At 66.1% G+C, this 21,328-nt stretch carries 23 protein-coding genes; 12 read left to right on the top strand and 11 right to left on the bottom strand.

The annotated features are described in order from the left end of the window. Window positions 1-19: 19 nt before the first annotated feature. Window positions 20-895: an acyl-CoA thioesterase II gene (gene tesB / locus AC30QB_RS01405; protein WP_489544397.1), complete on the bottom strand. Its 876-nt coding sequence runs from the start codon at window positions 893-895 to the stop codon at window positions 20-22. Window positions 896-1,033: 138 nt separating this feature from the next. Between tesB and AC30QB_RS01400 the strand changes: the two genes are divergently transcribed. Then, window positions 1,034-2,044: a phospholipase A gene (locus tag AC30QB_RS01400; protein ID WP_489544396.1), complete on the top strand. Its 1,011-nt coding sequence runs from the start codon at window positions 1,034-1,036 to the stop codon at window positions 2,042-2,044. Between the two features lie 63 nt (window positions 2,045-2,107). Here AC30QB_RS01400 and AC30QB_RS01395 read toward each other — a convergent pair whose 3' ends face one another. After that, on the bottom strand, window positions 2,108-5,671 hold the full coding sequence (locus AC30QB_RS01395) for an indolepyruvate ferredoxin oxidoreductase family protein (RefSeq protein ID WP_489544395.1): 3,564 nt from the start codon (window positions 5,669-5,671) through the stop codon (window positions 2,108-2,110). A gap of 170 nt (window positions 5,672-5,841) precedes the next feature. On the opposite strand from AC30QB_RS01395, the gene AC30QB_RS01390 reads away from it, so the two are divergent. From AC30QB_RS01390 to AC30QB_RS01380, 3 genes are read left to right on the top strand one after another with little or no spacing between them, the layout of a single operon-like run. Beyond that, window positions 5,842-6,402, top strand: a complete 561-nt coding sequence (locus tag AC30QB_RS01390; RefSeq protein ID WP_489544394.1) for an Lrp/AsnC family transcriptional regulator — start codon at window positions 5,842-5,844, stop codon at window positions 6,400-6,402. Further along, on the top strand, window positions 6,402-7,505 hold the full coding sequence (locus tag AC30QB_RS01385; protein WP_489544393.1) for a GGDEF domain-containing protein: 1,104 nt from the start codon (window positions 6,402-6,404) through the stop codon (window positions 7,503-7,505). The genes AC30QB_RS01390 and AC30QB_RS01385 overlap by 1 nt, the downstream gene beginning before the upstream one ends. Window positions 7,506-7,524: 19 nt before the next feature. Next, window positions 7,525-8,424 (top strand): EamA family transporter, encoded by a 900-nt coding sequence (locus AC30QB_RS01380; protein WP_489544392.1) that lies wholly within the window; start codon window positions 7,525-7,527, stop codon window positions 8,422-8,424. 95 nt (window positions 8,425-8,519) lie between these two features. Here the strand turns inward: AC30QB_RS01380 and nhaR are convergent, their stop codons facing one another. Next, window positions 8,520-9,410 (bottom strand): transcriptional activator NhaR, encoded by an 891-nt coding sequence (gene nhaR, locus AC30QB_RS01375; RefSeq protein ID WP_489544391.1) that lies wholly within the window; start codon window positions 9,408-9,410, stop codon window positions 8,520-8,522. 91 nt (window positions 9,411-9,501) lie between these two features. On the opposite strand from nhaR, the gene AC30QB_RS01370 reads away from it, so the two are divergent. Together AC30QB_RS01370 and AC30QB_RS01365 are read left to right on the top strand one after the other, a co-directional pair. Further along, window positions 9,502-10,257 carry a TerC family protein gene (locus tag AC30QB_RS01370; RefSeq protein WP_489544390.1) on the top strand — a complete coding sequence of 252 codons (756 nt, stop codon included), beginning with the start codon at window positions 9,502-9,504 and terminating at the stop codon, window positions 10,255-10,257. A 50-nt stretch (window positions 10,258-10,307) separates the two neighbouring features. After that, a complete protein-coding gene (locus tag AC30QB_RS01365; protein ID WP_489544389.1) occupies window positions 10,308-10,997 on the top strand; it encodes a Bax inhibitor-1/YccA family protein in 690 nt (229 codons plus the stop codon). A 109-nt stretch (window positions 10,998-11,106) separates the two neighbouring features. Here AC30QB_RS01365 and AC30QB_RS01360 read toward each other — a convergent pair whose 3' ends face one another. Continuing rightward, window positions 11,107-11,793 carry a L,D-transpeptidase gene (locus tag AC30QB_RS01360; protein WP_489544388.1) on the bottom strand — a complete coding sequence of 229 codons (687 nt, stop codon included), beginning with the start codon at window positions 11,791-11,793 and terminating at the stop codon, window positions 11,107-11,109. Window positions 11,794-11,959: 166 nt separating this feature from the next. Here AC30QB_RS01360 and AC30QB_RS01355 point away from each other — a divergent pair, with 166 nt between their 5' ends. After that, entirely contained in the window at window positions 11,960-12,286 is a 327-nt protein-coding gene (locus tag AC30QB_RS01355; protein ID WP_489544387.1) for a thioredoxin family protein, read from the top strand. Between the two features lie 241 nt (window positions 12,287-12,527). Here AC30QB_RS01355 and AC30QB_RS01350 read toward each other — a convergent pair whose 3' ends face one another. The 7 genes from AC30QB_RS01350 to AC30QB_RS01320 all read right to left on the bottom strand — a co-directional run bounded on the left by AC30QB_RS01350 (window position 12,528) and on the right by AC30QB_RS01320 (window position 17,756). Further along, window positions 12,528-13,796, bottom strand: coding sequence for an RNA polymerase sigma factor (locus tag AC30QB_RS01350; RefSeq protein WP_489544386.1), 1,269 nt, complete (start codon window positions 13,794-13,796; stop codon window positions 12,528-12,530). Beyond that, entirely contained in the window at window positions 13,781-14,134 is a 354-nt protein-coding gene (locus AC30QB_RS01345; RefSeq protein ID WP_489544385.1) for a YciI family protein, read from the bottom strand. The genes AC30QB_RS01350 and AC30QB_RS01345 overlap by 16 nt, the downstream gene beginning before the upstream one ends. A gap of 128 nt (window positions 14,135-14,262) precedes the next feature. Continuing rightward, the gene (locus AC30QB_RS01340; RefSeq protein ID WP_489544384.1) at window positions 14,263-15,591 is read right to left on the bottom strand and encodes a sensor histidine kinase; all 1,329 of its coding nucleotides are present in this window, start codon (window positions 15,589-15,591) and stop codon (window positions 14,263-14,265) included. Then, window positions 15,591-16,277 carry a response regulator transcription factor gene (locus AC30QB_RS01335; protein WP_489544383.1) on the bottom strand — a complete coding sequence of 229 codons (687 nt, stop codon included), beginning with the start codon at window positions 16,275-16,277 and terminating at the stop codon, window positions 15,591-15,593. Before AC30QB_RS01335 ends, AC30QB_RS01340 begins: the two co-directional genes overlap by 1 nt. An 18-nt stretch (window positions 16,278-16,295) precedes the next feature. Next, complete coding sequence (locus AC30QB_RS01330; RefSeq protein ID WP_489544382.1) at window positions 16,296-16,829, bottom strand: methyltransferase family protein; 534 nt, start codon at window positions 16,827-16,829, stop codon at window positions 16,296-16,298. Beyond that, complete coding sequence (locus tag AC30QB_RS01325; RefSeq protein ID WP_489544381.1) at window positions 16,813-17,289, bottom strand: Spy/CpxP family protein refolding chaperone; 477 nt, start codon at window positions 17,287-17,289, stop codon at window positions 16,813-16,815. Before AC30QB_RS01325 ends, AC30QB_RS01330 begins: the two co-directional genes overlap by 17 nt. A 122-nt stretch (window positions 17,290-17,411) precedes the next feature. Beyond that, on the bottom strand, window positions 17,412-17,756 hold the full coding sequence (locus AC30QB_RS01320) for a DUF1428 domain-containing protein (RefSeq protein ID WP_489544380.1): 345 nt from the start codon (window positions 17,754-17,756) through the stop codon (window positions 17,412-17,414). Window positions 17,757-17,981: 225 nt separating this feature from the next. Between AC30QB_RS01320 and AC30QB_RS01315 the strand changes: the two genes are divergently transcribed. The 5 genes from AC30QB_RS01315 (at window position 17,982) to cynS (ending at window position 21,173) form a co-directional block, all read left to right on the top strand. Continuing rightward, complete coding sequence (locus AC30QB_RS01315; protein WP_489544379.1) at window positions 17,982-18,167, top strand: DUF3606 domain-containing protein; 186 nt, start codon at window positions 17,982-17,984, stop codon at window positions 18,165-18,167. 13 nt (window positions 18,168-18,180) lie between these two features. After that, on the top strand, window positions 18,181-19,095 hold the full coding sequence (ku, locus tag AC30QB_RS01310) for a non-homologous end joining protein Ku (RefSeq protein WP_489544378.1): 915 nt from the start codon (window positions 18,181-18,183) through the stop codon (window positions 19,093-19,095). Then, on the top strand, window positions 19,092-19,934 hold the full coding sequence (locus AC30QB_RS01305; protein ID WP_489544377.1) for a tetratricopeptide repeat protein: 843 nt from the start codon (window positions 19,092-19,094) through the stop codon (window positions 19,932-19,934). The genes ku and AC30QB_RS01305 overlap by 4 nt, the downstream gene beginning before the upstream one ends. Window positions 19,935-19,994: 60 nt before the next feature. Then, window positions 19,995-20,594, top strand: a complete 600-nt coding sequence (locus AC30QB_RS01300; protein WP_489544376.1) for a M15 family metallopeptidase — start codon at window positions 19,995-19,997, stop codon at window positions 20,592-20,594. Between the two features lie 135 nt (window positions 20,595-20,729). Further along, the gene (gene cynS / locus AC30QB_RS01295) at window positions 20,730-21,173 is read left to right on the top strand and encodes a cyanase (protein ID WP_489544375.1); all 444 of its coding nucleotides are present in this window, start codon (window positions 20,730-20,732) and stop codon (window positions 21,171-21,173) included. Window positions 21,174-21,328: the final 155 nt, after the last annotated feature.

The following is a 21,328-nucleotide window of genomic DNA, read 5'->3' as shown; positions in this document are numbered from 1 at the left end:
GCCACATCCGCCACGTCTCTCAAGCCTTGGGCTTCACCGGCTGAGGCCGCATCAGCCCCTCTTGCGCCACCGAGGCGACCAGGCGCCCGTCTTGCGTGAAGATGCTGCCGCGGCAAAACCCCCGCGCGCCGTGTGCCGCCGGTGAGTCGGTGGCGTAGAGCAGCCACTCGTCCATGCGGAAATCGTCGTGGAACCACATGGCGTGGTCCAGGCTCACGCCCTGCACACTGCCGTTCATGAAGCTCAGCCCGTGCGGCAGCAGGGCAGCATGTAGCAGGCCAAAGTCTGACGAGTAGGCCAGCATGGCTTGGTGCAACACCGGGTCGTCGGGTAGGCGGTCAGAGGCGCGGAACCAAGAGTTGTTGTTGGGCCCGCGCGTGGGCGGGTCGAAGGGGTCGAAGGGCTCGCACTGGCGGATGTCAATGGCGGTCTCGGCGTGCAGCACCGCGCGCATGCGCTCGGGCAGGCGCGCAATGTTCTGGCGGCGCAGCTCGTGCATGCTGATCAGGCCCTCGGGCGGCGGCACCTGCGGCATGGTGGCCTGATGCTGCGGGCCTTCTTCCTTCACGTGAAACGAGGCTGCGAAGTTGAAGATGGGCTGGCCATGCTGTATGGCCACCACACGCCGCGTGGTGAAGCTGCCGCCGTCGCGTATGCGCTCTACGTCGTAGACGATCTTGGCGGCCTTGTCGCCGGGCCGCAGGAAGTAGGCATGCAGCGAATGCACGCTGCGCCCAGGCTCTACCGTTAGCGCGGCCGCCATCAGCGCCTGGCCTAACACCTGGCCGCCGAAGACGCGCGGGCTGCCGATGTCCCCGCTGGTGCCGCGAAAGAGGTTGTGCTCCAGCTGCTCCACCTGCAGCATCTCGACCAGTTCTTGTACTTGGGTGTTCATGGGCGAAATGATCGCACCAATGGGTCGCCCTTACCATCGCGGCTGCTCAGCTCGCCCTGTCGCCCCTTGTCGAATCTTTCACGCACTTTCGCTTCCGCTCTTGTTGCGCCGGCCTTGCTGCTGATCGGCTTGCCAGCCGTGGCACAAACACCCCCCACCTTGCAGGAGTGCGCCGCCATCGGCGCGCCTTCCGACCGGCTTGCCTGCTACGACCGCTTGGCCGGTCGCGCGCTGCCCACCCCACCACCGGCCGAGGTGCCCTTTGCCACCTCGCAGATGGCGCCCAAAGGCGTGGCCATTGCTGCCGCCAACGAGCTGAGCCCTGACACCAGCCTGCTGTCGCAGTACTGGGAGCTCGATGCAGCCGACAAGCGCGGTACCTTCAACCTGCTGGGCTACCGCGCCAACTACGTGGCGCCGGTGCACAAGACGAGCCGCATCAACCGTGCGCCGCAGTCGCCCACGCAGACGCCGGTGCAGCAACCCAACTACCGCAGCGTCGAAGCCAAGTTCCAGATCTCGCTGCGCACCAAGGTGCTGCAAAACGTGTTCGACAGCGGTGGTGATCTTTGGGTCGCCTTCACCCAGCAGGCCATGTGGCAGATCTGGAATGGGCGCGACTCCAAGCCCTTTCGCAACACCGATTACGAGCCCGAGGCGGCCTTCGTCTTGCCCACCAAGCCAGGCCTGCGTGCGTTGCCCTGGGGCTGGCAGTGGCGCTATACCCAGTTCGCCATCGCCCACCAGTCCAACGGTCAATCCGACCCGCTGTCGCGCAGCTGGAACCGCGTCTACGCGGGTGCCGGCATGGAGCGCGGCGACTGGACGGTGATCGGCCGCCTGTCGCAGCGCTTCAACGAGCACCTGTCCAGCGACAACAACCCCGACCTGGTGGACTTTCGGGGGCGGGGCGAGGTGCAGCTGGGCTGGACGCCGGGGGCCTCGACCACCTCGCTGCTGTTTCGCACTTCAGTGCAAGGCCCGAAGTACGGCGCATTGCAGCTGGAGTGGACCTACCCAGTCAACCGCATGCAGCCCAACGGCCTGCGCTGGTTTGTGCAGGCCTTCAGTGGCTATGGCGAAACGCTCACCGACTACAACTTCCGCCAGAAGAGCTTTGCACTCGGGCTGGTGTTTATGCAGTTTTGAGGCGTGTGGTGGATTGCCGCTTTCGCGCACCGCTCCCTCTATCAGCAGCACTCGCAACGTAGCTCAAGCGGCCCGCCGATCCCCTGCGCGCCACTGCGTCATCAGCCCATCCCATTTCGTGCGAGCCGCCACCAGGTGCCGCGCCTTCACATGCCCGTAGCCACGGATGTCTTCGGGGATGCTGGCCACGCTGACGGCCAATGACAGGTTGCCGGCATTGAGGCCTTGAAGCAGCTCATCGATGCTGCTGCGGTACTCGGCGATCAAGGCGCGCTCGGTCTTGCGCTCTTCGGTGTAGCCAAACACGTCGAAGGCGGTGCCGCGCAAGCCCTTGAGCTTGGCCAGCACGCGAAAGGCGCTGAGCATCCAGGGCCCGAACGATTGCTTCTGCAACTCGCCTTTGTCGTTCTTCTTCGCCAGCAGTGGCGGTGCCAGGTGGTAGTGCAGTTTGTAGTCACCTTCGAACTGGCCGGCCACCTTGTCGAGGAAGGTCTTGTCGGTGTGCAAACGCGCCACCTCGTACTCGTCTTTGTAGGCCATCAGCTTGAAGAGGTAACGCGCCACGGCTTCGCTGAGCTTGCTGTTGTTCAATGGTGTTTCAGCCACGCGCACCTTCTCGACAAAGGCCTGGTACTGCGCCGCATAGGCTGGGTTCTGGTAGTCGGCGAGGAAGGCCACGCGCTTGGCAACCAGGTCTTCGAGCCCTGAGGTCTTGCGCACGAACTCGATCACCTGCGCCGTTTGCGTGAGTGCTTTCACGGCGGCCAGGTCGTGCGCCGCGCGGCGCCCCCACTCGAAGGCGGCCTTGTTGTTGTCGACCTGCACGCCATTGAGCTCGATCGCGCGCATCAGCGAGGCGTGGTTCAGCGGCACGCGGCCTTGCTGCCAGGCGTAGCCGAGCATCAACGGGTTGGTGTAGAGCGAGTCGCCCACCAGTTGCACCGCCAGTTGGTCGGCGTCAAACATGCCGACATGCGACGCCCCGGCGGCTGCACCGATGGCCGCTTCGCAGCTCGCCTGCGGAAACTGCCAGTCGGGGTTGCTCACGAAGGCCGCGGTGGGCGAGCCGTGGGTGTTCAGCGCCACGTAGGTGCGGCCCTCGCGCATCACGGCCAGCGTGGCTTTGTTGGCGCCGACGATGGGGTCGCAGGCAATCACCAAGTCGGCTTCGGCCAGACCCACCTTGGTGGTGTAGATCGCGTCCAGGCGCTCGGCGATCTGGATGTGGCTCCAGGTGCTGCCGCCTTTTTGCGCGAGGCCGGCCGAGTCTTGCGTGACGATGCCCTTGCCCTCGATGTGAGCCGCCATGCCCAGCAGCTGGCCGATGGTGATGACACCGGTGCCGCCGACCCCAGCGACCACGATGCCCCAGGCTGTGTCCGTGCGCGGCAATGACGGCTCGGGAAGGGCGGGTAACGAGAACGGGTTGGGCCGCTCGGCCTGGCCCTTCTTCGCCGACTTGATCTGCCCGCCTTCCACCGTGATGAAGCTCGGGCAGAAGCCCTTCACGCAGGAGTAGTCCTTGTTGCAGCTGTTCTGGTTGATGCGGCGCTTGCGGCCGAACTCGGTCTCGACCGGCTCCACGCTCAGGCAGTTGCTTTGCACCGAGCAATCGCCACAGCCCTCGCACACCAGCTCGTTGATCACCACGCGCTTGCTCGGCTCGACGAGCGTGCCGCGTTTGCGGCGGCGGCGCTTCTCGGTGGCGCAGGTCTGGTCGTAAATGATGACGCTGGTGCCTTTCAGTTCGCGGTAGTCGCGCTGGATGCGGTCGAGCTCGTCGCGGTGGTGCACTGTCACGCCTTCGGCCAGCGCCACGCCGTCGTACTTCTCGGGCTCATCGGTCACGATGCACAGGGCGCTCACGCCTTCGGCTTTCAGGCTGTTCATGATCTGCAGCACCGAGTGGCCCTCGGGCCGCTCGCCCACAGGCTGGCCGCCGGTCATCGCCACTGCGTCGTTGTAGAGCAGCTTGTAGGTGATGTTCACGCCCGCCGCGATGCTCTGACGTATGGCCAGGCTGCCGCTGTGGAAGTAGGTGCCGTCACCCAGGTTGGCGAAGATGTGCGGGTCGGTGGTGAAGGGCGCTTGCCCGACCCAGGGCACACCTTCGCCGCCCATCTGGGTGAAGGTGCTGGTGCTGCGGTCCATCCAGACCACCATGTAGTGGCATCCGATGCCGGCTACCGCGCGCGAGCCTTCGGGCACCTTGGTGCTGGTGTTGTGCGGGCAGCCGCTGCAAAAGAAGGGCAGGCGGTCACCGCTGTCCACACTCATCGTCTGTTGCGCGCGCTCCTTGGCGTCGATCAGTGCCAGGCGGGCATCGATGCGGGCCCGCGTGTCGGCGTCTACGCCCAGCTTTTTCAGGCGCTTGCCGATGGCTTTCGCAATGATTGACGGCGTGAGGTCGGCCTGCGCGCGCAGCAGCCAGTTGCTGCCCGGGTTGGGCTGCGACCACTCGCCGCCGCTCTGGTCGCCTTCGGCTTCGTCGAACTTGCCGAGCACGTTGGGCCGCACGTCGGTGCGCCAGTTGTAGAGCTCTTCCTTCAGCTGGTATTCGATGACCTGGCGCTTCTCTTCGACCACCAGAATCTCTTGCAGGCCACGCGCGAAGTCTCGTGTGATGGTGGCCTCTAGTGGCCACACCACGTTGACCTTGTGCAGGCGTATGCCGAGGCGGCGGCAGTCGCTGTCGCTCAAGCCCAGGTCGTGCAGGGCTTGGCGCGTGTCGTTGTAGGCCTTGCCCGAAGCAATCAGCCCGAAGCGGTCGTTAGGCCCAGAGATCACGTTGTGGTTGAGCTTGTTGGCGCGCACATAGGCCAGCGCCGCGTACCACTTGTGATCCATCAGCCGCGCCTCTTGCTCCAGCGGCGCGTCGGGCCAGCGTATGTGCAGGCCGCCCTCGGGCATCACGAAGTCTTCGGGCAGCACGATGTTCACGCGGTCGGGGTCTACGCTGATGCTGGCCGACGACTCCACGATTTCTTGAATCGTCTTCATGCCCGACCACACGCCCGCAAAGCGGCTCATGGCGAATGCATGCAAGCCCATGTCAAGAATGTCTTGCACGCTGGACGGGAAGAACACCGGCAGCCCGCAGGCCTTGAAGATGTGGTCGCTCTGGTGCGCGGCGGTGCTGCTCTTGGCGATGTGATCGTCGCCGGCAAGTGCGATCACGCCACCGTGCTTCGCGGTGCCCGCCATGTTGGCGTGCTTGAAAACATCAGAGCAGCGGTCGACCCCTGGGCCCTTGCCGTACCAGATGCCGAATACGCCGTCGAACTTCTTGCTCTCGGGGTAGAGGTCGAGCTGCTGCGTGCCCCACACCGCGGTGGCGCCCAGCTCTTCGTTCACGCCGGGCTGGAAGACGATGTTTTGTGCCGCCAGGTGTTTCTTGGCTGCCCACAGCGCCTGGTCGTAGGTGCCTAGCGGCGAGCCGCGGTAGCCGCTGATGAAGCCGGCGGTGTTCAGGCCCGCCATTGCGTCGCGTGTGCGCTGCAACATGGGCAGCCGCACCAGGGCCTGCACCCCGCTCATGAAAGCCTGGCCCGTGGGCAGCGAATACTTGTCGTCGAGCGTCACGCTCTCCAGGGCTTTGCGGATCGATTCCGGTAGCGGTGCATTCATGGCTTTTTGAAACTCCTGGTGAAGTGCGTTGCTGCAGCTTGTGACCGCGGAACGCCTCTGATTTTGACGAGTCAGTGTAGAGAGTTGGGCCCTGGATGTCCTTTCCTTGTGAGTCGCCCATCGTGGCATTGCGGCAATAATCTTTCTCCAAACCGGCATCTGGAGATGAAATGACGCTCAAAAAGCCGTTCCCAGGGAAAACCAGCAAACCCGCCGACGACGCGGCTGAACCCCACGGCAACGACCTGGACCGCTACGACGTGCTCATCTTGCGCGAGCTTCAACAAGACGCACGCCTGTCCAATGCCGAGCTGGCGGCGCGCATAGGCTTGTCGGCCGCACCCACCTGGCGGCGTGTGAAGTGGCTGGAAGACCAGGGCTTCATCATTGGTTATCGGGCCGAGATCGACCGCCGCAAGATCGGCCTGGGCGTGCTGGCCTTCGTGCGAGTAGACGCCGACCGCAACACCGGAATAGCAACACGCGCTCTCGAAGACGCCATCCGCAAATTGCCTGAGGTGATCGCCTGCCACTACATTTCAGGCACCGGCACTTTCGAGCTGCAAGTCATGGCGACTGACCTGGACGCGTTCTCTCGTTTTTCGATCGAGACCTTGCTCAATTTGCCCAACGTCAAAGACATACACACCAGCTTCTCGCTGGGTGAGGTGAAGGCTGGTGCCGCCTTGCCGCTGAACCACCTGCACACCGCCAAGCCAAGGTCGCGCTGATGTCGCCACTGCACCACCTGGCCGACCGCCTGCTCGGCACCGAACCCAAGCAACGCTTGCGGCTGGTGCAGTGCGGCACGGCCATGCTGCTGGTGCTGGGCAGCGTGCTCAACATGCAGTACCTGGTGTGGGCCGGCCTCGCGCCGGCGGTGCCCACCGCCTGGTGGACGCTGGTGCTGATGGGCGGCTTCGCGCTGTTCTTCATCACCATCCGCAGCGGGCGCAACCTGCGCTTCGAGGACCCCTCGCTGACTGTGGCCCAGATGGTGTTTGCCATCGTGTGCAGCGCGGTCGCGTATGCCATCGCGGGCCGCGGGCGCGGCAGCGCCTTCCCTATCCTGATGGTGATCTTCATGTTCAGCATGTACTCGTTGGCGCCGGCCACAGTGCTGCGCACCAGCTTCTTCGCGGTGGCGGTGTTCGGCATCACGATGGCGGCGATGAGCTACCGCAACCCCGCGGTCTTCGAGCCAGAAGTGGAGTGGGGCCACTTCATCATGATCGCCGTCATGGTGCCGGCCATCGCGGTACTGGCCGGCCAGTTGAGCCGCTTGCGCGACCGCCTGCGCCGGCAAAAAAAAGACATCGCCATTGCGCTCGCTCGCATTCAAGAGCTGGCCACGCGCGACGAGCTCACCGGCCTCATCAACCGCCGCCACATGCTCGAGTTGATGGAGCAAGAGCGCCAGCGCGGCGTGCGCTCGGGCCAGTCGTTTTGCATCGCGGTGATCGACATAGACGAGTTCCGCCAGATCAACGACCAGCATGGCCACGCGTTTGCCGACCAGCTGCTGCGGCGCTTTGCCAATGAGGCGCTCAACGCCATCCGCATCTCCGACCTGCTGTGCCGCTGGGATGGCAAAGAGTTCTTGCTGATGCTGTCCAACACCCGCGCCTCGCTCGGCCGCATCAGCCTGGAACGCTTGCGTGAGCGCATCAAGGCGCTGCAGGTGGAGGCGCAAGGGGTGTCGCTGCACATGAGCTTCTCGGCCGGTGTGACCGAGCACCGCGCAGGTGAGACGGTGGCCGACACGGTGCAGCGCGCCGAGCATGCCTTGCTCAACGCCAAGGCCGGCGGGCAAAGCAGGGTGGTGCTCGGATGAACGCGGCCAGGGCGCGGGGTTGACGACCCACCACACACCGCCCTGGCGGCACCTGCTGCTGGCACTCGCGGTGGTGGCCGTGTGGGGCACCAACTTTGTCGTCATCAAGCTTGCGCTGGCGCATTTGCCCCCGCTGCTGTTCGCGGCCTTGCGCTTCACCTTCGCCTTCTTCCCGGCCGTGCTCTTTCTGCCACGGCCAGCTGCGTCGTGGCGCAACCTCGTGGCTTACGGCCTGCTGATCGGCGTGGGCCAGTTCGGCGTGCTCTACCTTGCGATGAAGGGCAACATCTCGCCCGGCCTTGCGTCACTGGTGATCCAGACGCAGGTCTTCTTCACCATCGTGCTGGCCATGCGCGTGGCGCGCGAGCGCGTGCAGCCCTATCAGTGGTTGGCGCTGTTGCTGGGGGGCGGTGGCATTGCCGTGATCGGCGCGCACACGGGCGGTGACACCAGCGTGCTGGGCCTGTTGATGGTGCTAGGCGCGGCCTTCAGCTGGGCCTGCGCCAACATGGTCAGCAAGCGCGCCGGTGACATCAACATGCTGTCGTATGTGGTGTGGTCTAGCGCCGCTGCCGTGCCGCCGCTGCTCGCGCTGTCGCTGGTGTTCGAGGGCTGGCCGGCCATCGATGCCGGTGTGCGCAATGCCGACGCCGCCACCTGGGCGGCCGTGGCGTGGCAGGCCGTGGGCAACACACTCTTCGGTTACGCCGCCTGGGGCTGGCTGCTGGCCCGCCACCCGGCCGCGAGCATCACGCCCATGGCCTTGCTGGTGCCGGTGTTTGGCATGGCGGCGGCCAGCATGATGTTGGCCGAGCCACTGCCGGGCTGGAAGCTCGGGGCCGCGGCGCTGGTGCTCTGCGGCCTGGCGCTCAACATGGTGTGGCCCAAGCTCAGGCCGCGCAAGGCGCCGGCCGCGTAGCGCGTGAGCGCTTGGCCGTGCAGGCCTTTGCGGGACGTGGAGCTCGCCCTCTATGCGGTGCGGCAAGAGCTCATGCAGGCCTGAGCACGGGGTCGTCAGCTGAGGAAGCGCCCGCGCGCCGCCTCGGTGATCGCCACCACGCAAGGGTGGGTGATGCGCCGCTCGACCGAGATCGCGAAAAACTCTTCCACCAGCGCGGGGGTGCGGCCCAGCACTTTGACGCCGTATTGCTCGCAGGTCTCGGCCTCCAGCACCGTGGGTGACATGAACACGCCCTGGCCTTCGCGGCCGAAGGCTTTCATCAGCGCCGCGTCGTCAAACTCGCCGACCAGCCGAGGGTGCAGGCCTTGCTCGGCCAGCCAGATGTCGAGCCGCTGCCGCATGGCCGAGGCCGCGCCTTGCGACAGCATGGGCGCGCCATCCAGGCACTGAGGGAATTTTCCCTTGAGTGATTGCTTCAGCTTGGGCGTGGCAAAAAAGCTCATGGCCGTGGTGCCCAACGCGTGGTTGAAGGCCTTCACGCTGACCGTCTTGCCCATGGGTTCGTCGGCGATGACCAGGTCGAGCCGGTGCACCGAGATCTGCGCCAGCAGGTCTTGCATCTTGCCTTCGTGGCAGATCAGGCGCACGCCCGAGACGCGCAGCGCCGGTTCGATCAGCCGGTAAGCGATGGCCTTGGGCACTTGGTCGGCAATGCCCACCCGAAAGTCGAGCGCCGCTGGACCGGTGCGCGCCTTGCCGATGGCGCCTTCAAGCTCGGCGCTCAGCGCGAAGATCTGGTCCGCATAGCCCAGCGCCGTGCGGCCTTCTTCGGTCAGCTCCAGGTGGCGGCCCCGCTTGCGGAAGAGGGCACAGCCCAGCCGCTCTTCAAGCAGCTTGATCTGCGCCGACAGCGTTTGCGGCGTGGTGTGCAGCTGCTCGCCGGCCCGCATGATGCCGCCCGCCTTGGCCGTGGCCCAGAAGTAGTACAGGTGCTTGAAGTTCATGCGTGTGCCCTGCAACAGTTCGCTTTACGCGAAGTCGTTCTTCTGAAATGACGACTTTACGCGAAGTGTTGCGTTGCGTAGATTGCCATGCATGGAATTCCTATTCGACCCCAACCTCTGGATCGCTTTTGCGATGCTCACCGCACTGGAGATCGTGCTGGGCGTAGACAACATCATCTTCATCTCCATCCTCGTCGGCCGCCTGCCCGCTGCACAGCGCGACCTGGCCCGCCGCCTCGGCTTGGGCTTTGCCATGCTCAGCCGGCTGTTGCTGCTGTTCTCGCTGAGCTGGGTGATGGGCTTGACGAGCGACTTGTTCAACCTGGTCGGCCAAGGCATCAGCGGGCGCGACATCGTGCTGCTGCTGGGCGGCCTGTTCCTGCTCTACAAGGCCTCGCACGAGATCTTCATCGAGGTGGAAGCGCGTGACCAGGCCGGGCCCCCGGCGCCCAGCGACCCGGTGGCCTTGAAGGCTGCCGGCCGCAAGATGCTGTGGGGCATCGTGGGCCAGATCGCCATCATCGACATCGTGTTTTCGCTCGACTCGGTGATCACCGCGGTGGGCATGGTCGACAACTTGAACGTGATGGTCGCGGCCGTCATCACCTCTGTGGCGGTGATGCTGTTTGCTGCCAAGCCGATCGGTGACTTTGTGGACAAGCACCCGTCGGTCAAGGTGCTGGCGCTGGCTTTTCTGGTGATGGTGGGCATGGCCCTCACCGCCGAGGCCTTCGACGCCCACGTGCCAAAGGGATACATCTATGCCGCCATGGCTTTCTCGCTCGGTGTGGAGGCGCTCAACATCCGCGCGCGTGGCAAGCGCCGCGCGCTGGCCACCGCTTCTTGATCCGAACTCATTCTTTCTTCCTTCACGTTCAACCAACCAAGGAGTTCTCCATGGACTACGACCTTCAATCTGCATACGCTGGCGGTAACAGCTCGGTGCAGCAACGTAACCAGGTGCTGCGCAACACCTATTGGCTGCTCGCGCTGTCGATGGTGCCCACGGTGCTGGGTGCCTGGATCGGTGTGGCCACCGGCATCACCCGCGCCATGTCGCCCGGCATCGGGCTGGTGGTGTTCCTGGTCGGTGCATTTGGCTTCATGTTTGCCATCGAAAAGACCAAGAACTCCGCCGCCGGCGTGCCGGTGCTGCTGGGCTTCACCTTCTTCATGGGCTTGATGCTGTCGCGCCTGGTGGGCTCGGTGCTCGGCCTTGCCAATGGCGCGGGCCTGGTGATGACGGCGTTTGCCGGCACGGGTGCCATATTCCTCGGCATGGCCACGCTCTCATCCATCATCAAGCGCGACCTGTCGGCCATGGGCAAGTGGCTCTTCATCGGAGCGATCATGCTGCTGGTGGCGGGCATCGCCAACATCTTCCTGCAGTCGAGCGCGCTGATGATTTCGCTGTCGGTGCTGGCCATCGGCATCTTCTCAGCCTTCATCTTGTACGACCTGAAGCGCGTGCAAGACGGGCATGAGACCAACTACATCACCGCCACGCTGGGCGTCTACCTGAGCATCTACAACGTGTTTCAGTCACTGCTGGCCCTGCTGGGCATCTTTGGCGGCCGCGACGATTGACGGTTGGGGTCTCGAACCCATCATGGCAGCGTGACCATGTCGTGGGTGCTTTCGCACCCGGTGTCGTCGCAAGCCCTGTCTTCGCGCTGACCTTCGGGTCGAGGCGATCTCAGGGAGCGTGCGCAACCGGCTGCGGCCGGCCGAACATCGCCTGCACCGGCTGACGCTCGGGCAGCACGTAGACAACACCCCGCCGTTGACCGAGCGTGGGCTGCAGCACCGTCTCATAGAAGGCGGGCGAGACCACCACGCAGCCCAGCGACGCGCGCTTGTCGGCGGGTGTGGCGGTTGTCAGACTTGCCAGCCGCCGTGCGTGCGTGGCGCCGGGGCGCACGCGGTGAATCGCAAGTGCCGCTGCATAGTCGAACCACACGATGGCCTCGCCGCTGAGGTTGCGCCCGGGCTGCGACGCGAAGCGACCGGCCGGTGTGGTGCGGTTGGCGAGTGCGAGCTGCGACACCTCTTCGTCGCTCACGCTGGGCAGCGTGTGGTCGCCCACCGCCTGGCCCAGCAGCACAGGGGCCGCGCCGACGAGTTCACCTTTGGCATCGAAGACGAAGATGCGCGCCGATCTTTTGTCGACGACGGCAAACGGTTGGTGATGGGGGTCGCCCGTTTCGAGCGCCCATTGCAGCAAGTAGCGGACGTCGGGCGTGAGGGCCTGTGCCGTGACGGAAGAGGTGTCCGGCTCGGTGGCAGGCCACGCGTCAGGCGACGACGCCGCTGCGCCTGTCGGCGAGACGGCCGCACACCCCGCCACCAGCAGCCCGATGAGGGCCTTCCAACCAAAACGCATCGTGATTCCCGCGCTGTGCCGGGCACCCGTGCGCCATGGCTTTCACGGCGTGAATGCTAGGGAAAAGAGACTGCCGCGGGGGTGGAGAAATCGTGAGCAAAAGCACGCTCGCGCCACCTTCTCTAGACTGTCGCGGTTGCTACAAAACGCATCTGCGCACACCACCATGACGATGCCCCGTGATGACGCCAACACTGCCCCTTCACGCAGCGAGGTCGATGCGCTGCAAGGCGCCGTCGTGCTCGAGTTCGGCACCGCTTGGTGTGGCTATTGCCGCGCCGCGCAACCGCTCGTGGAGCAAGCCTTGGCCGCGCACCCTGACGTGCAGCACCTGAAGGTGGAAGACGGCTCGGGCCGCCCCCTCGGGCGCTCGTTCGGCGTGAAGTTGTGGCCCACGCTCGTCTTCTTGCGCGACGGGCGAGAAGTGTCACGTCTGGTGCGGCCGAGCAGCCAAGCGGTCATCGTCGACGCCCTGGTCGGCATGGTGTCGTAACGAAAGCATGCAAGGTCAGGCATAAGAAAAGCCCGCAACCATTTCTGGTGGCGGGCTCGGTCTTCCGGGCAAAGCGGCGAGTCACTCAATCGTGTACGCGGCCCTGACGGTCTCACTTCGGCGCTGGGTTACGGGTTCCCGTGTGTCCGCCCAATCGTGCGGTCGGTTTGCGCCTTGGATGGGTGCGATTCTAAAGGGGTTGCCGTTTCTCGATCATTTGAAAAGCCCGGCTTTGTTGGGGCTACTCTGAAGACCGTGGGGCCAGTGCGGCGCGCTGTTGCTGCAGAAACTTGCGCACCGCGGCATCGGGCTCCAGCCCCATCGCCTGCAGATAGGCGCGGTCGGCGGCAGGCAGGTCGCCCACGCGTGCCAACAAGCCTGCCCGCGCGGCCCAATAAGGTTGGTACTGCGCCAGCCGTGCATCGCCGGCCAGTTCATCGAGCAAGGCCAGCGCAAGGGCCGGCCCGCGCGTCTCGGCCACTGCAATGGCCCGATTGATGGCGACCACCGGCGAGCCCGTCATGGCAAGCAGCGCGTCATACAGCTGCTCGATGGCCGGCCAATCAGCCTGGCCGGTGCGGCGCCGCACACCATGCGCCGACTGGATTGCCGCTTCCAGCTGGTAGCGGCCCACGGCACCCTGCACCGCCGCCCGCGACAGCAGCGCTTCGGCCTCTTCGATCATGCGGCCATCCCAACGCGACACGTCTTGCGCGGCCAGGGGCACGTAGCCGCCTTGCCCGTCACGCCGTGCGTCGCGCCGCGCATGGGCATGCAGCATCAGCGACAGCAGCCCCAGCGCCTCGGGCTCTTGCGGCAGCAGCGTGGCCACCAGGCTGCCCAGCCAGATCGCCTCTTCGGCCAGGTTGCGCCGGCGCAGGTCGGTACCCGCGGGGTCGACCCAGCCTTCGGCATAAGCCGCGTAGATGGCTTCGAGCACGGCCCCCAGGCGGTCGCGCAGCTCGCCCGCGTCGGGCACGCGAAACGGAATGCCGGCGTGGCGGATCTTGGCCTTGGCCCGCACCAGCCGCTGCCCCATGGTCGCCGGCGCCACCAGGAATGCCGACGCAATGGCCGCCGCGTCGAAACCGAGGATCACCTGCAGCATCAGCGGCGCGCGCACCCCGAGCTCTATGCCGGGGTGCGCGCAGGCAAACATCAGCGCCAGCCGGTCGTCGGGGATGTGCACGTCGTCACCTGTGTTGTCGCTCCACGGGGCCAGCTCGGCGAACAGCGCCAGCTGCTCGGCCGTGCCGTCTTGCGTGTGGCGCTGGCGCGCGGCGTCGATCATCTTGCGGCGTGCGGCGGTGAGCAGCCAGGCCTCAGGGTTGTGCGGCACGCCGCTCGTGGGCCAGTGGGCGAGCGCCGACGCAAAGGCCTCCGACAGCGCGTCTTCGGCCCCCGCCACATCGCGCGTGCGCGCCGCCAGAAATGCGATCAACTTGCCGTAGCTGCGGCGCGCCACCGCCTCGGCGGTAGTGCGTGCAGCTGCGGTTACTGCATCAACCACAGCGGGCGCACCTCGACGCGGCCGCCCATGCTCGCCGTGGGGCAGCGCGCCGCCCATGACAGCGCCGCGTCGAGGTCGGGCACGTCGATCAGGTAGTAGCCGCCCAGCTGCTCTCGCGTTTCGGCGTAAGGGCCGTTCAGCACCTCGGTTTTGCCGTCGACCATGCGCACTGTGGTGGCGTTGGCCGTAGGCTGCAGGCGGTCGCCGCCGCGCCACACCTTGGCGTCGTGCAAGGCCTGGGTGTAGGCCACATAGGCCGGGTGCATTTGCACGGTTTGGCCGGGCGTGGGCGCGGGCATCATGGATTCGTCAGCGTAAATCAGCAGCATGTATTGCATGGTGGTTCTCCGTGAGGTCGTGAGCGCAAGGCGAATTTGCCTCGCCTGACAATGACGGGGCTGGCAGCCGGGTTTCGACAGCAGGACAAGAATATCGCCGCCGCTGGCGGCGCTGGCCAGGGCTTACCTCACACCGGCCAGCGCACCTCGGCCTCCAACCCCGGCGTCGCATTGCGCAGCGCCAGCATGCCGCCATGCGATTGCGCCACCAGCTTGCACAGGTACAGGCCAAGACCCACACCCCCCGCCGCGCGGGTGCGGGCGGTGTCGGGGCGGTGGAACGGCTCGGCGAGCCGCGACAGCTGGTCGTCAGGCACCCCAGGCCCATGGTCACGCACGGCGAAGCGCACAAACTCGCCATCGACCTGCGTGCTGACCGTCACCGGCTCGCCCGTGCCGGCGCCGTGGCGACAGGCGTTGTCGATCAGGTTGCGCACCAGCATCGTGGCGCGGGGGCGGTCGAGCATCAGCGGCGGCAGGTCTTCAGCCAGATCAAGGCGCACCGCCTGCTCGCTGAACCCGCCTGCCACCACTTCTTGCACCAGCGTGTTGAGGTCGGTGGCCTCGCGCTTCAGTGCAGCCGGGCCGGCCGCCAGGCGCTCGCTTTCCAAGAGGTCGGTGATCAGCTCGCTCATCAGCGACAGGTCGCGCAGCAGCGCCTGCCGCTCGGCGCCTTCGGCCGACAGCTCGGCGTTGAGCCGCGCCCGCGTGAGCGGTGAGCGCAGCTCGTGGCTGATGGCCAGCAGCAGCGCGCGCTGGCCCTTGAGCATGCCGTGCAGGCCGGTGGCCATCGCGTTCACCTGCTCGGCCAGGTCGCCCAGCTCGTCGCGGCGCCGCAAGGGGATGGGCTGGCTGAAATCGCCCTCGCCATAGCGCAGTGCGCCGGCGCGTATGTCGTCTAGCGGGCGGAAGATGCGGCGCACCGTGGCGTAGGCGGCCAGCGTGAGCAGCAGCAGGCCGATGAGCGGCACCAGCCCGAGCCAGGGATGCTTGTCGCGCCACACCACCTCGCCCAGGCCGAACTGAATGCGGTGGCCGTCGGCGGTGGTGCGGGTCAGCATGTTGCTCATGCCCCCATTGCCCCCGTGTCGGCCGTCGTCGTGCCACTCGTCCCAGCCGTTGCGGTGCAATGGGCGGGAGTCCCACTGCACGACTGGCCCGTCGATGCGCACCGACACCGGCAGTCGTGCCACCAGCGCTTTGGCGCGCTCCACGTCGGGCGGTGAGCCCACTTCGGCCGCGAGGCGGTCGACGTAGTCGGAGAGCAGGGGCTTCACCAGCACTTCGAAGCCACCGCTCAGGGCCAGCCGTGTGCCCACGACAAACACCACCACCGTGCCTGCGGCGAGCATGAGAAACAGCACCACCAGCCGCCAGCGCAGCGAGTGCCTGAAGCGCTGGTGCCAGCGCTTGTGTGCGTGCAGATGCGCCTGCCAAGCGCGTTGCCGGCGGCGCATCACGGGCGCAGCACACCGGCAAAGGTGTAGCCCGCGTTGCGCAGGGTCTTGATCAGCGGCAGCGGCTCCAGCTTGCGGCGCAGGCGGCTGATGAGGATGTCGACCGCGCGGGTGAAAAGGTCGGCCTCGCGCCCACGCAGGCGGTTGAGAATTTCATCGCGGCTGAACACGCGGCCCGGCTCGCGCGCCAGCAGGGTGAGCAACTCGAACTCTGTGCCCGTGAGCTCCAGCAGCTCGCCCTGGCGGCGCACTTCACGCCGCAGCAGGTCGATCTCGATCCCGTCGAACACCAGCTTGCCGCTGCGCCCCGCTTCACCGCCCGGGCTGCGCTGGCGCCGCAAGATCGTCTGCAGCCGCGCCGCCAGCTCGCGTGGCTCAAAGGGCTTGGGCAGGTAGTCGTCGGCACCCAGCTCCAGGCCCACCACGCGGTCGGTCACGTCGCCGCGCGCAGTGAGCATCAGCACTGGAATGTCGCTGTCATGGCGTATGCGGCGGCATACCTCGAAGCCGTCCATCTCGGGCAGCATCACGTCCAGGATGACGGCGTCATAGGGCTGCGCCGCCAGCCGCGCCAGGCCCAGGCTGGGGCGCGCCGCGCTGTCGAGCGCCAGGTCGAAACGCTTGAGGTACGTGGCCAGCGGCGGCGCGAGCTCTTCGTCGTCGTCGATCAGCAAGATGCGGTGCATGGGCACGATGCTGACACATCAAAGCCAACGCCGGGTCGAGGCGGTGTAGTCGCGGTACCAGCCACCAAAGCGCTTGAGCATCTGCGCCTCTTCGTGCGGGATGTGCGCGCCGCTCACGGTGGCCGCAAACAAGCCGGCGCTCAGTGCCAGCAGCGGCGCGCCCAAGCCCAGCGAGGTGCCCAGCAGCATGAACGTGATGCCCAGGTACATCGGGTTGCGCCCGTAGCGGTACGGGCCTTCCTCGATCAGCTGCAGCGGCATGTCGGCCGTTCGCAGCGGCGTGCGCGCCGCCCGAAAGTGCGCCCAGGCCCAGAGCACCCAGGCCTGGCCCAACCCGGCTATCGAAGCGCCTGCCAGTGCCACGCGGCCAAACGGCGCCGTGGCGCCCCACAGTGCGTAGTGTGCGGCGAGCGCCGCGCCGGCAAGCGTGAGCGCGACGAGTGGCGGTGGCACTGCCAACAGCCCCGAGCGCAGCGCGGCCGTCGGCACCGCCGACACCGGCCGGGCGGTGACCGCGTTCACCGCGCCGGCAGCGTCAGCCACGCCAGCCATGGCGGCCTCCACGCTCCAGCACCGAGCGCACCTTTTTTTGCTGCTCGGGCTTCAGGCTGTCGTAAAAATCGGCCGCTGCGGCTATCACCGCTGGCGAGGCCTCGCGCACCGCCGTGGCCTTGGCGTCGACCAGGGCCTGCGCACGGGCACGGTCGAACTGGGCTCCGGCCAGCACCGCCTGCAAGGCGCTGCGCGGCTCGCCGCCGTTGGCGGCAATGGCCTTGTGCTGCGCGCTGAGCGTTTCGGCCAGGATGGCGAGCTTGCCCTTTTGCGCCGCGTCGAGGTCGAGCTTGCGGCCCGCGCTATCGACCATGCGCTCACGCCACTTGGCCTGCTCGGCCTCGGTCATGTGGCCGCCCCAGGGGCCATGGTGCATGCGATGTGAGCATGCGGCCACGCCGCCCATCAGCACCGAAGCGCCGAACACGCCGATCAGCGTGCGTTTGATCCAAGGTCTCATGGGGAATCCTTCTCAGTCGGTTGAACATGAGAAGGATGGTCGAGGCGCTGGGCTGCGTTGTCCTTTCACGCAGGGATCGGTTTGTTTCGTTTCTTTTCGCTGCGTGTCAGGCGTGCAGGCCTTCAGGTGCTGACGATGGCCTCGAAGCCGCCGTAGATCATCCGCTTGCCGTCGAAGGCCATTTCCCTCTGCATGCGTGGGTCGGCCATGACCTTGGCCATGCCGGCGTTGCGCACGCTGCGCGACGGCCAGGTGACCCAGGAAAAGACCACCGTCTCGCCTTCTTCCCGCTTCACGGCCATGGGAAACGAGGTGAGCTTGCCTTCGGGCACGTCGTCACCCCAGCCTTCGACGATGGTGAGTGCTCCGTGCTCCTTGAACACTGCGGCCGCCTCCTGAGCCTGCTGCCGATAGATCTCCTTCTTGGCCGTGGGCACGGCCACGACAAACCCGTCTATGTAGAACATGGCATCTCCTTTGGAATAAACAAAACGCAGCTTCCGAAAAAGAGGTGCGCTGTCGTGACACGACGTTCGAGGGCCGTAGAGATCGACAGTTCCGCGGCGTATTTTTGGAAGCGATGAGGCGGTGCCGGCGTGCGCAAAGTCCTACACGCGATGCGCACCATCCCTGACGGCGCTGATGAGTGCGCGGGCGTAGCCTTTCCTGATACCAAGACTCAGGAGAAGCCCATGGCAGACGATCTGAAAAACCGCGGCGAGCCCGATCGCTCGCGCATCAGCCTCAAAGAGGTTCATGAAGTGCAATATTGGTCGCGCAAGTTCGGCATCTCTGCCGAGCAATTGCAGCAGGCGGTGAAAGCTGCCGGTCCGCAAGCCGCCGATGTGGAGCGGCACCTGAAGTCGCACAAGACTTAACGCGCCCACGACCATGGCCGCCCGTTCCATCGCCTCGCTCACCCTCGGTTTCGGGCTGGTTTCCATCCCGGTGAAGGTGTATTCGGCCACCGAGAGTTCGGGCGCCATCGGCTTCAACCTGCTCGACAAAGACGGCTCGCGCGTCAAGCAGCAATACATTTCGCAGAAGACGCAGAAAGTGGTGGAGCGTGCCGACATGGTGCGCGGCTACGAGTTCGAGACCGACCGCTTCGTGATCTTCGCGCCCGACGAGCTGAAGGCGCTGGAAGCCGAGGCGAGCCACGTGATCGACATCGTGGCCTTCGTGCCCGACAAGGCCGTAGACCCGATCTACTACGACCGTGCCTACTTCCTCGGCCCCGACAAGCGCGGCGCCAAGCCCTACTCGCTGCTGATGGAAGCCATGCGCAAGACCAAGCGCTGCGCGCTCGCCAAATGGGCATGGAAGAGCAAGCAATACGTGGTGCAGGTGCGCCCAACCGCAGAAGGCTTGGTGCTGCAGCAGTTGCTCTACGCCGATGAGGTGCGCTCGATGAAAGAGATCGGCATCGAGACCCAAGCGGTCTCGGCGGCCGAGGTGCAGCTGGCCACCCAGCTTATCGAGCAGATTTCGGTCGACAACTATGACCCGGCACAGTTCAAGGACGAAGAGAAAGAGCGCATCCTCGCCGCCATCGACAAGAAGATCAGCGGCAAGAAAATCGTGGTCAATGAGCACCCCGAGGCTGCGCCCATGGGCGGCGGCCAGGTGATCGACATCATGGAAGCGCTGCGGGCCAGCCTGGGCAACAAGGGCGCTGCCAAGGCGGTGCCGGTCAAGGCTGCGCCCGTTCCTGCCGAAGCCTCGAAAGAACGCAAGCCAGTGCGCCGCGCCGCTGCTGCAAGCGCGGCCGAGCCGGCGCCGGCCCGCAGCCGAGCGAGGAAGTGAGCACCCCAGCAGCGCCCGACACGAGCTTCAGCCTGCGCAGCGTGCAGTCGATGCTGGGCCTGCCCGCTCGCGTGGTCGCTGGCCTCATCAACGCCGGCTTTGTGTCGCCTGCGCGCGGCCCGCGCAATGCCTACCGCTTCACCTTTCAAGACGTGGTGCTGCTGCGCACGGCGCACCGCCTACGCGCGGCGCACATTCCGCCGCGCAAGCTCTTGCGCGCGCTGTCGCACCTGAAGGCCACGCTCCCCGACCAGCTACCACTCACCGGGCTGCGCATCACGGCAGTCGGCAGCGACGTGGCGGTGCGCGACGGCTCCATCCAATGGGCCGCCGAGTCGGGCCAGTTGTTGATGGATTTCGACATCGCCTCGGGCGCTGGCGGCGTGGCCATCCTGGAGCGCACGCCTGAGCCAGCAGACGCTGCAGCAGCGCCTGCTGGCGAAGACTGGTTCGCTCAAGCCCAGGCGCTTGAAGCCCGCGACAAGCTCGGCGCCGAGCAGGCCTACCGCCGTGCCATCGAAGCCGATGCCGGCGACACCGACGCTTACCTCAACCTCAGCGCCCTGCTGTGCGAACAAGGCCGCTGCGAAGATGCCGCCGCCCTGCTGGCGAGCGTGGTGGAGAACCTGCCCGATGAGCCCATGCTGCACTTCAACCGCGGCATTGCGCTGGAAGACTTGAGTCGCCTTGACGATGCTATCGCGAGCTACCAGCAGTGCCTGGCATTGGCCCCCGACTGCGCCGACGCACACTTCAACCTGGCTCGTTTGCACGAGCAGCAAGGCCAAGCGCAGCGGGCGCTGCGCCATTTTGCGCAATACCGGCGGCTGCAACGCTGAGAGAACCCCGGGCGCGTCGGGGCGTCGTTATGCTTGTGCAAAGACCTCTGCACCCACCCCATGCGCTGCGAGCACATCGCCACCCACCCCCACTTTCGCCCGCTCTCGTCCATCCCCGGCGTGGTAGTCGACCTGCGCTATGCCGGCACGCGCAACTTCGTGGGCCGCGATCTCTACGGCACACTCGACTGCGCCTGGCTGCACCACCTGGCGGCCGATGGCTTGGCGCGTGGCGCCGCGCAGGTGGCGAGCGCCGCGCCTGGCCATCGGCTGCTGGTGCTCGACGCCTTGCGCCCCCACCGCGTACAGGTGGAGCTGTGGGATTACCTCGACGGCACGGGCCTGCGCGAGTACGTGGCCGACCCGGCGCGCGGCTCCATCCATTCCTTTGGCATGGCGCTCGATGCCACCCTCGTGGACGCCAGCGGCCGCGAGCTCGACATGGGCACCGGTTTCGACGTGATGACCGAGCTGTCGCACCCGCGGCTCGAAGCGCAGCACCTGGCAAGCGGTGCGCTCACGCCGGCGCAGCTGCGCAACCGCGAGCTGCTGCGCCGTGCGATGGCGGCCGGTGGCTTCAACGGCATCGACAACGAGTGGTGGCACTTCGACATGCTGGACCGCAGCCATGTGCGTCAGACCTTCGTGCGCGTGGAGTGATCCCAAGAGCCGGCCGCGCTGGGTAAGCGCGTGTTCGGTGAGGGCTTCATGGCTTCATTCACCATAGACTGCTCATGAGGCGGGCACAACGCGTGCTTCAGCTCAGAGGTTCACTTTCCACACACAGGAGCTTCCATGACCCGTCTTGCCGTCACCGAAAAAATCATCTCCACCAAGGTCATCAAAGGCCTCAAATGGTCCGACGTGGCCGCCAAGGTCGGCCTGAGCAAGGAGTGGGTGACGGCTGGCTGCCTGGGCCAGATGACCTTCGACCGCGAGCAGGCGCTCATCCTCGGTGAAGTCTTCGGCCTGTCCGAGGACGCGGTGAAGTGGCTGCAGGTCACGCCCTACAAGGGCTCGCTGCCCACCTCGGTGCCGACCGACCCGCTGATCTACCGCTTCTACGAGCTGGTGAGCGTCTACGGCAGCACCTTCAAGGCGCTGATCCACGAGGAATTCGGCGACGGCATCATGAGCGCCATCGACTTCAAGATGGATCTGCAGCGCGAGGCCCACCCGATGGGCGACCGCGTGAACATCGTCATGTCGGGCAAGTTCCTGTCGTACAAGAGCTACTGAGTCGGGTCGCCGGCGGCGCCGCGGAACTGCCCGAAGGGCGCTGCCGTGCGGTGCTGGCGGGTGCCGCGCCGCCCGATACGGCGCTGCGCCCGGCGGTGCGGCAGTGCATGTCGCTGCACCGCGGGAACACGGGTCCGCATGGCGCGCAGGCGCGG

Source organism: Rhizobacter sp., from assembly GCF_046595475.1.
Lineage (GTDB): Bacteria > Pseudomonadota > Gammaproteobacteria > Burkholderiales > Burkholderiaceae_C > Rhizobacter.
This window is presented reverse-complemented; position numbering and strand designations above follow the sequence as displayed.

What these genes read in the sequence shown, in the direction of transcription:
- tesB (WP_489544397.1), bottom strand. Translation starts at nt 895, where the DNA reads ATGAACACCCAAGTACAAGAACTGGTCGAGATGCTGCAGGTGGAGCAG.
- AC30QB_RS01395 (WP_489544395.1), bottom strand. Translation starts at nt 5,671, where the DNA reads ATGAATGCACCGCTACCGGAATCGATCCGCAAAGCCCTGGAGAGCGTG.
- AC30QB_RS01390 (WP_489544394.1), top strand. Translation starts at nt 5,842, where the DNA reads ATGACGCTCAAAAAGCCGTTCCCAGGGAAAACCAGCAAACCCGCCGAC.
- AC30QB_RS01385 (WP_489544393.1), top strand. Translation starts at nt 6,402, where the DNA reads ATGTCGCCACTGCACCACCTGGCCGACCGCCTGCTCGGCACCGAACCC.
- nhaR (WP_489544391.1), bottom strand. Translation starts at nt 9,410, where the DNA reads ATGAACTTCAAGCACCTGTACTACTTCTGGGCCACGGCCAAGGCGGGC.
- AC30QB_RS01370 (WP_489544390.1), top strand. Translation starts at nt 9,502, where the DNA reads ATGGAATTCCTATTCGACCCCAACCTCTGGATCGCTTTTGCGATGCTC.
- AC30QB_RS01365 (WP_489544389.1), top strand. Translation starts at nt 10,308, where the DNA reads ATGGACTACGACCTTCAATCTGCATACGCTGGCGGTAACAGCTCGGTG.
- AC30QB_RS01360 (WP_489544388.1), bottom strand. Translation starts at nt 11,793, where the DNA reads ATGCGTTTTGGTTGGAAGGCCCTCATCGGGCTGCTGGTGGCGGGGTGT.
- AC30QB_RS01355 (WP_489544387.1), top strand. Translation starts at nt 11,960, where the DNA reads ATGACGATGCCCCGTGATGACGCCAACACTGCCCCTTCACGCAGCGAG.
- AC30QB_RS01345 (WP_489544385.1), bottom strand. Translation starts at nt 14,134, where the DNA reads ATGCAATACATGCTGCTGATTTACGCTGACGAATCCATGATGCCCGCG.
- AC30QB_RS01340 (WP_489544384.1), bottom strand. Translation starts at nt 15,591, where the DNA reads ATGCGCCGCCGGCAACGCGCTTGGCAGGCGCATCTGCACGCACACAAG.
- AC30QB_RS01335 (WP_489544383.1), bottom strand. Translation starts at nt 16,277, where the DNA reads ATGCACCGCATCTTGCTGATCGACGACGACGAAGAGCTCGCGCCGCCG.
- AC30QB_RS01330 (WP_489544382.1), bottom strand. Translation starts at nt 16,829, where the DNA reads ATGGCTGGCGTGGCTGACGCTGCCGGCGCGGTGAACGCGGTCACCGCC.
- AC30QB_RS01325 (WP_489544381.1), bottom strand. Translation starts at nt 17,289, where the DNA reads ATGAGACCTTGGATCAAACGCACGCTGATCGGCGTGTTCGGCGCTTCG.
- AC30QB_RS01320 (WP_489544380.1), bottom strand. Translation starts at nt 17,756, where the DNA reads ATGTTCTACATAGACGGGTTTGTCGTGGCCGTGCCCACGGCCAAGAAG.
- AC30QB_RS01315 (WP_489544379.1), top strand. Translation starts at nt 17,982, where the DNA reads ATGGCAGACGATCTGAAAAACCGCGGCGAGCCCGATCGCTCGCGCATC.
- ku (WP_489544378.1), top strand. Translation starts at nt 18,181, where the DNA reads ATGGCCGCCCGTTCCATCGCCTCGCTCACCCTCGGTTTCGGGCTGGTT.
- AC30QB_RS01300 (WP_489544376.1), top strand. Translation starts at nt 19,995, where the DNA reads ATGCGCTGCGAGCACATCGCCACCCACCCCCACTTTCGCCCGCTCTCG.
- cynS (WP_489544375.1), top strand. Translation starts at nt 20,730, where the DNA reads ATGACCCGTCTTGCCGTCACCGAAAAAATCATCTCCACCAAGGTCATC.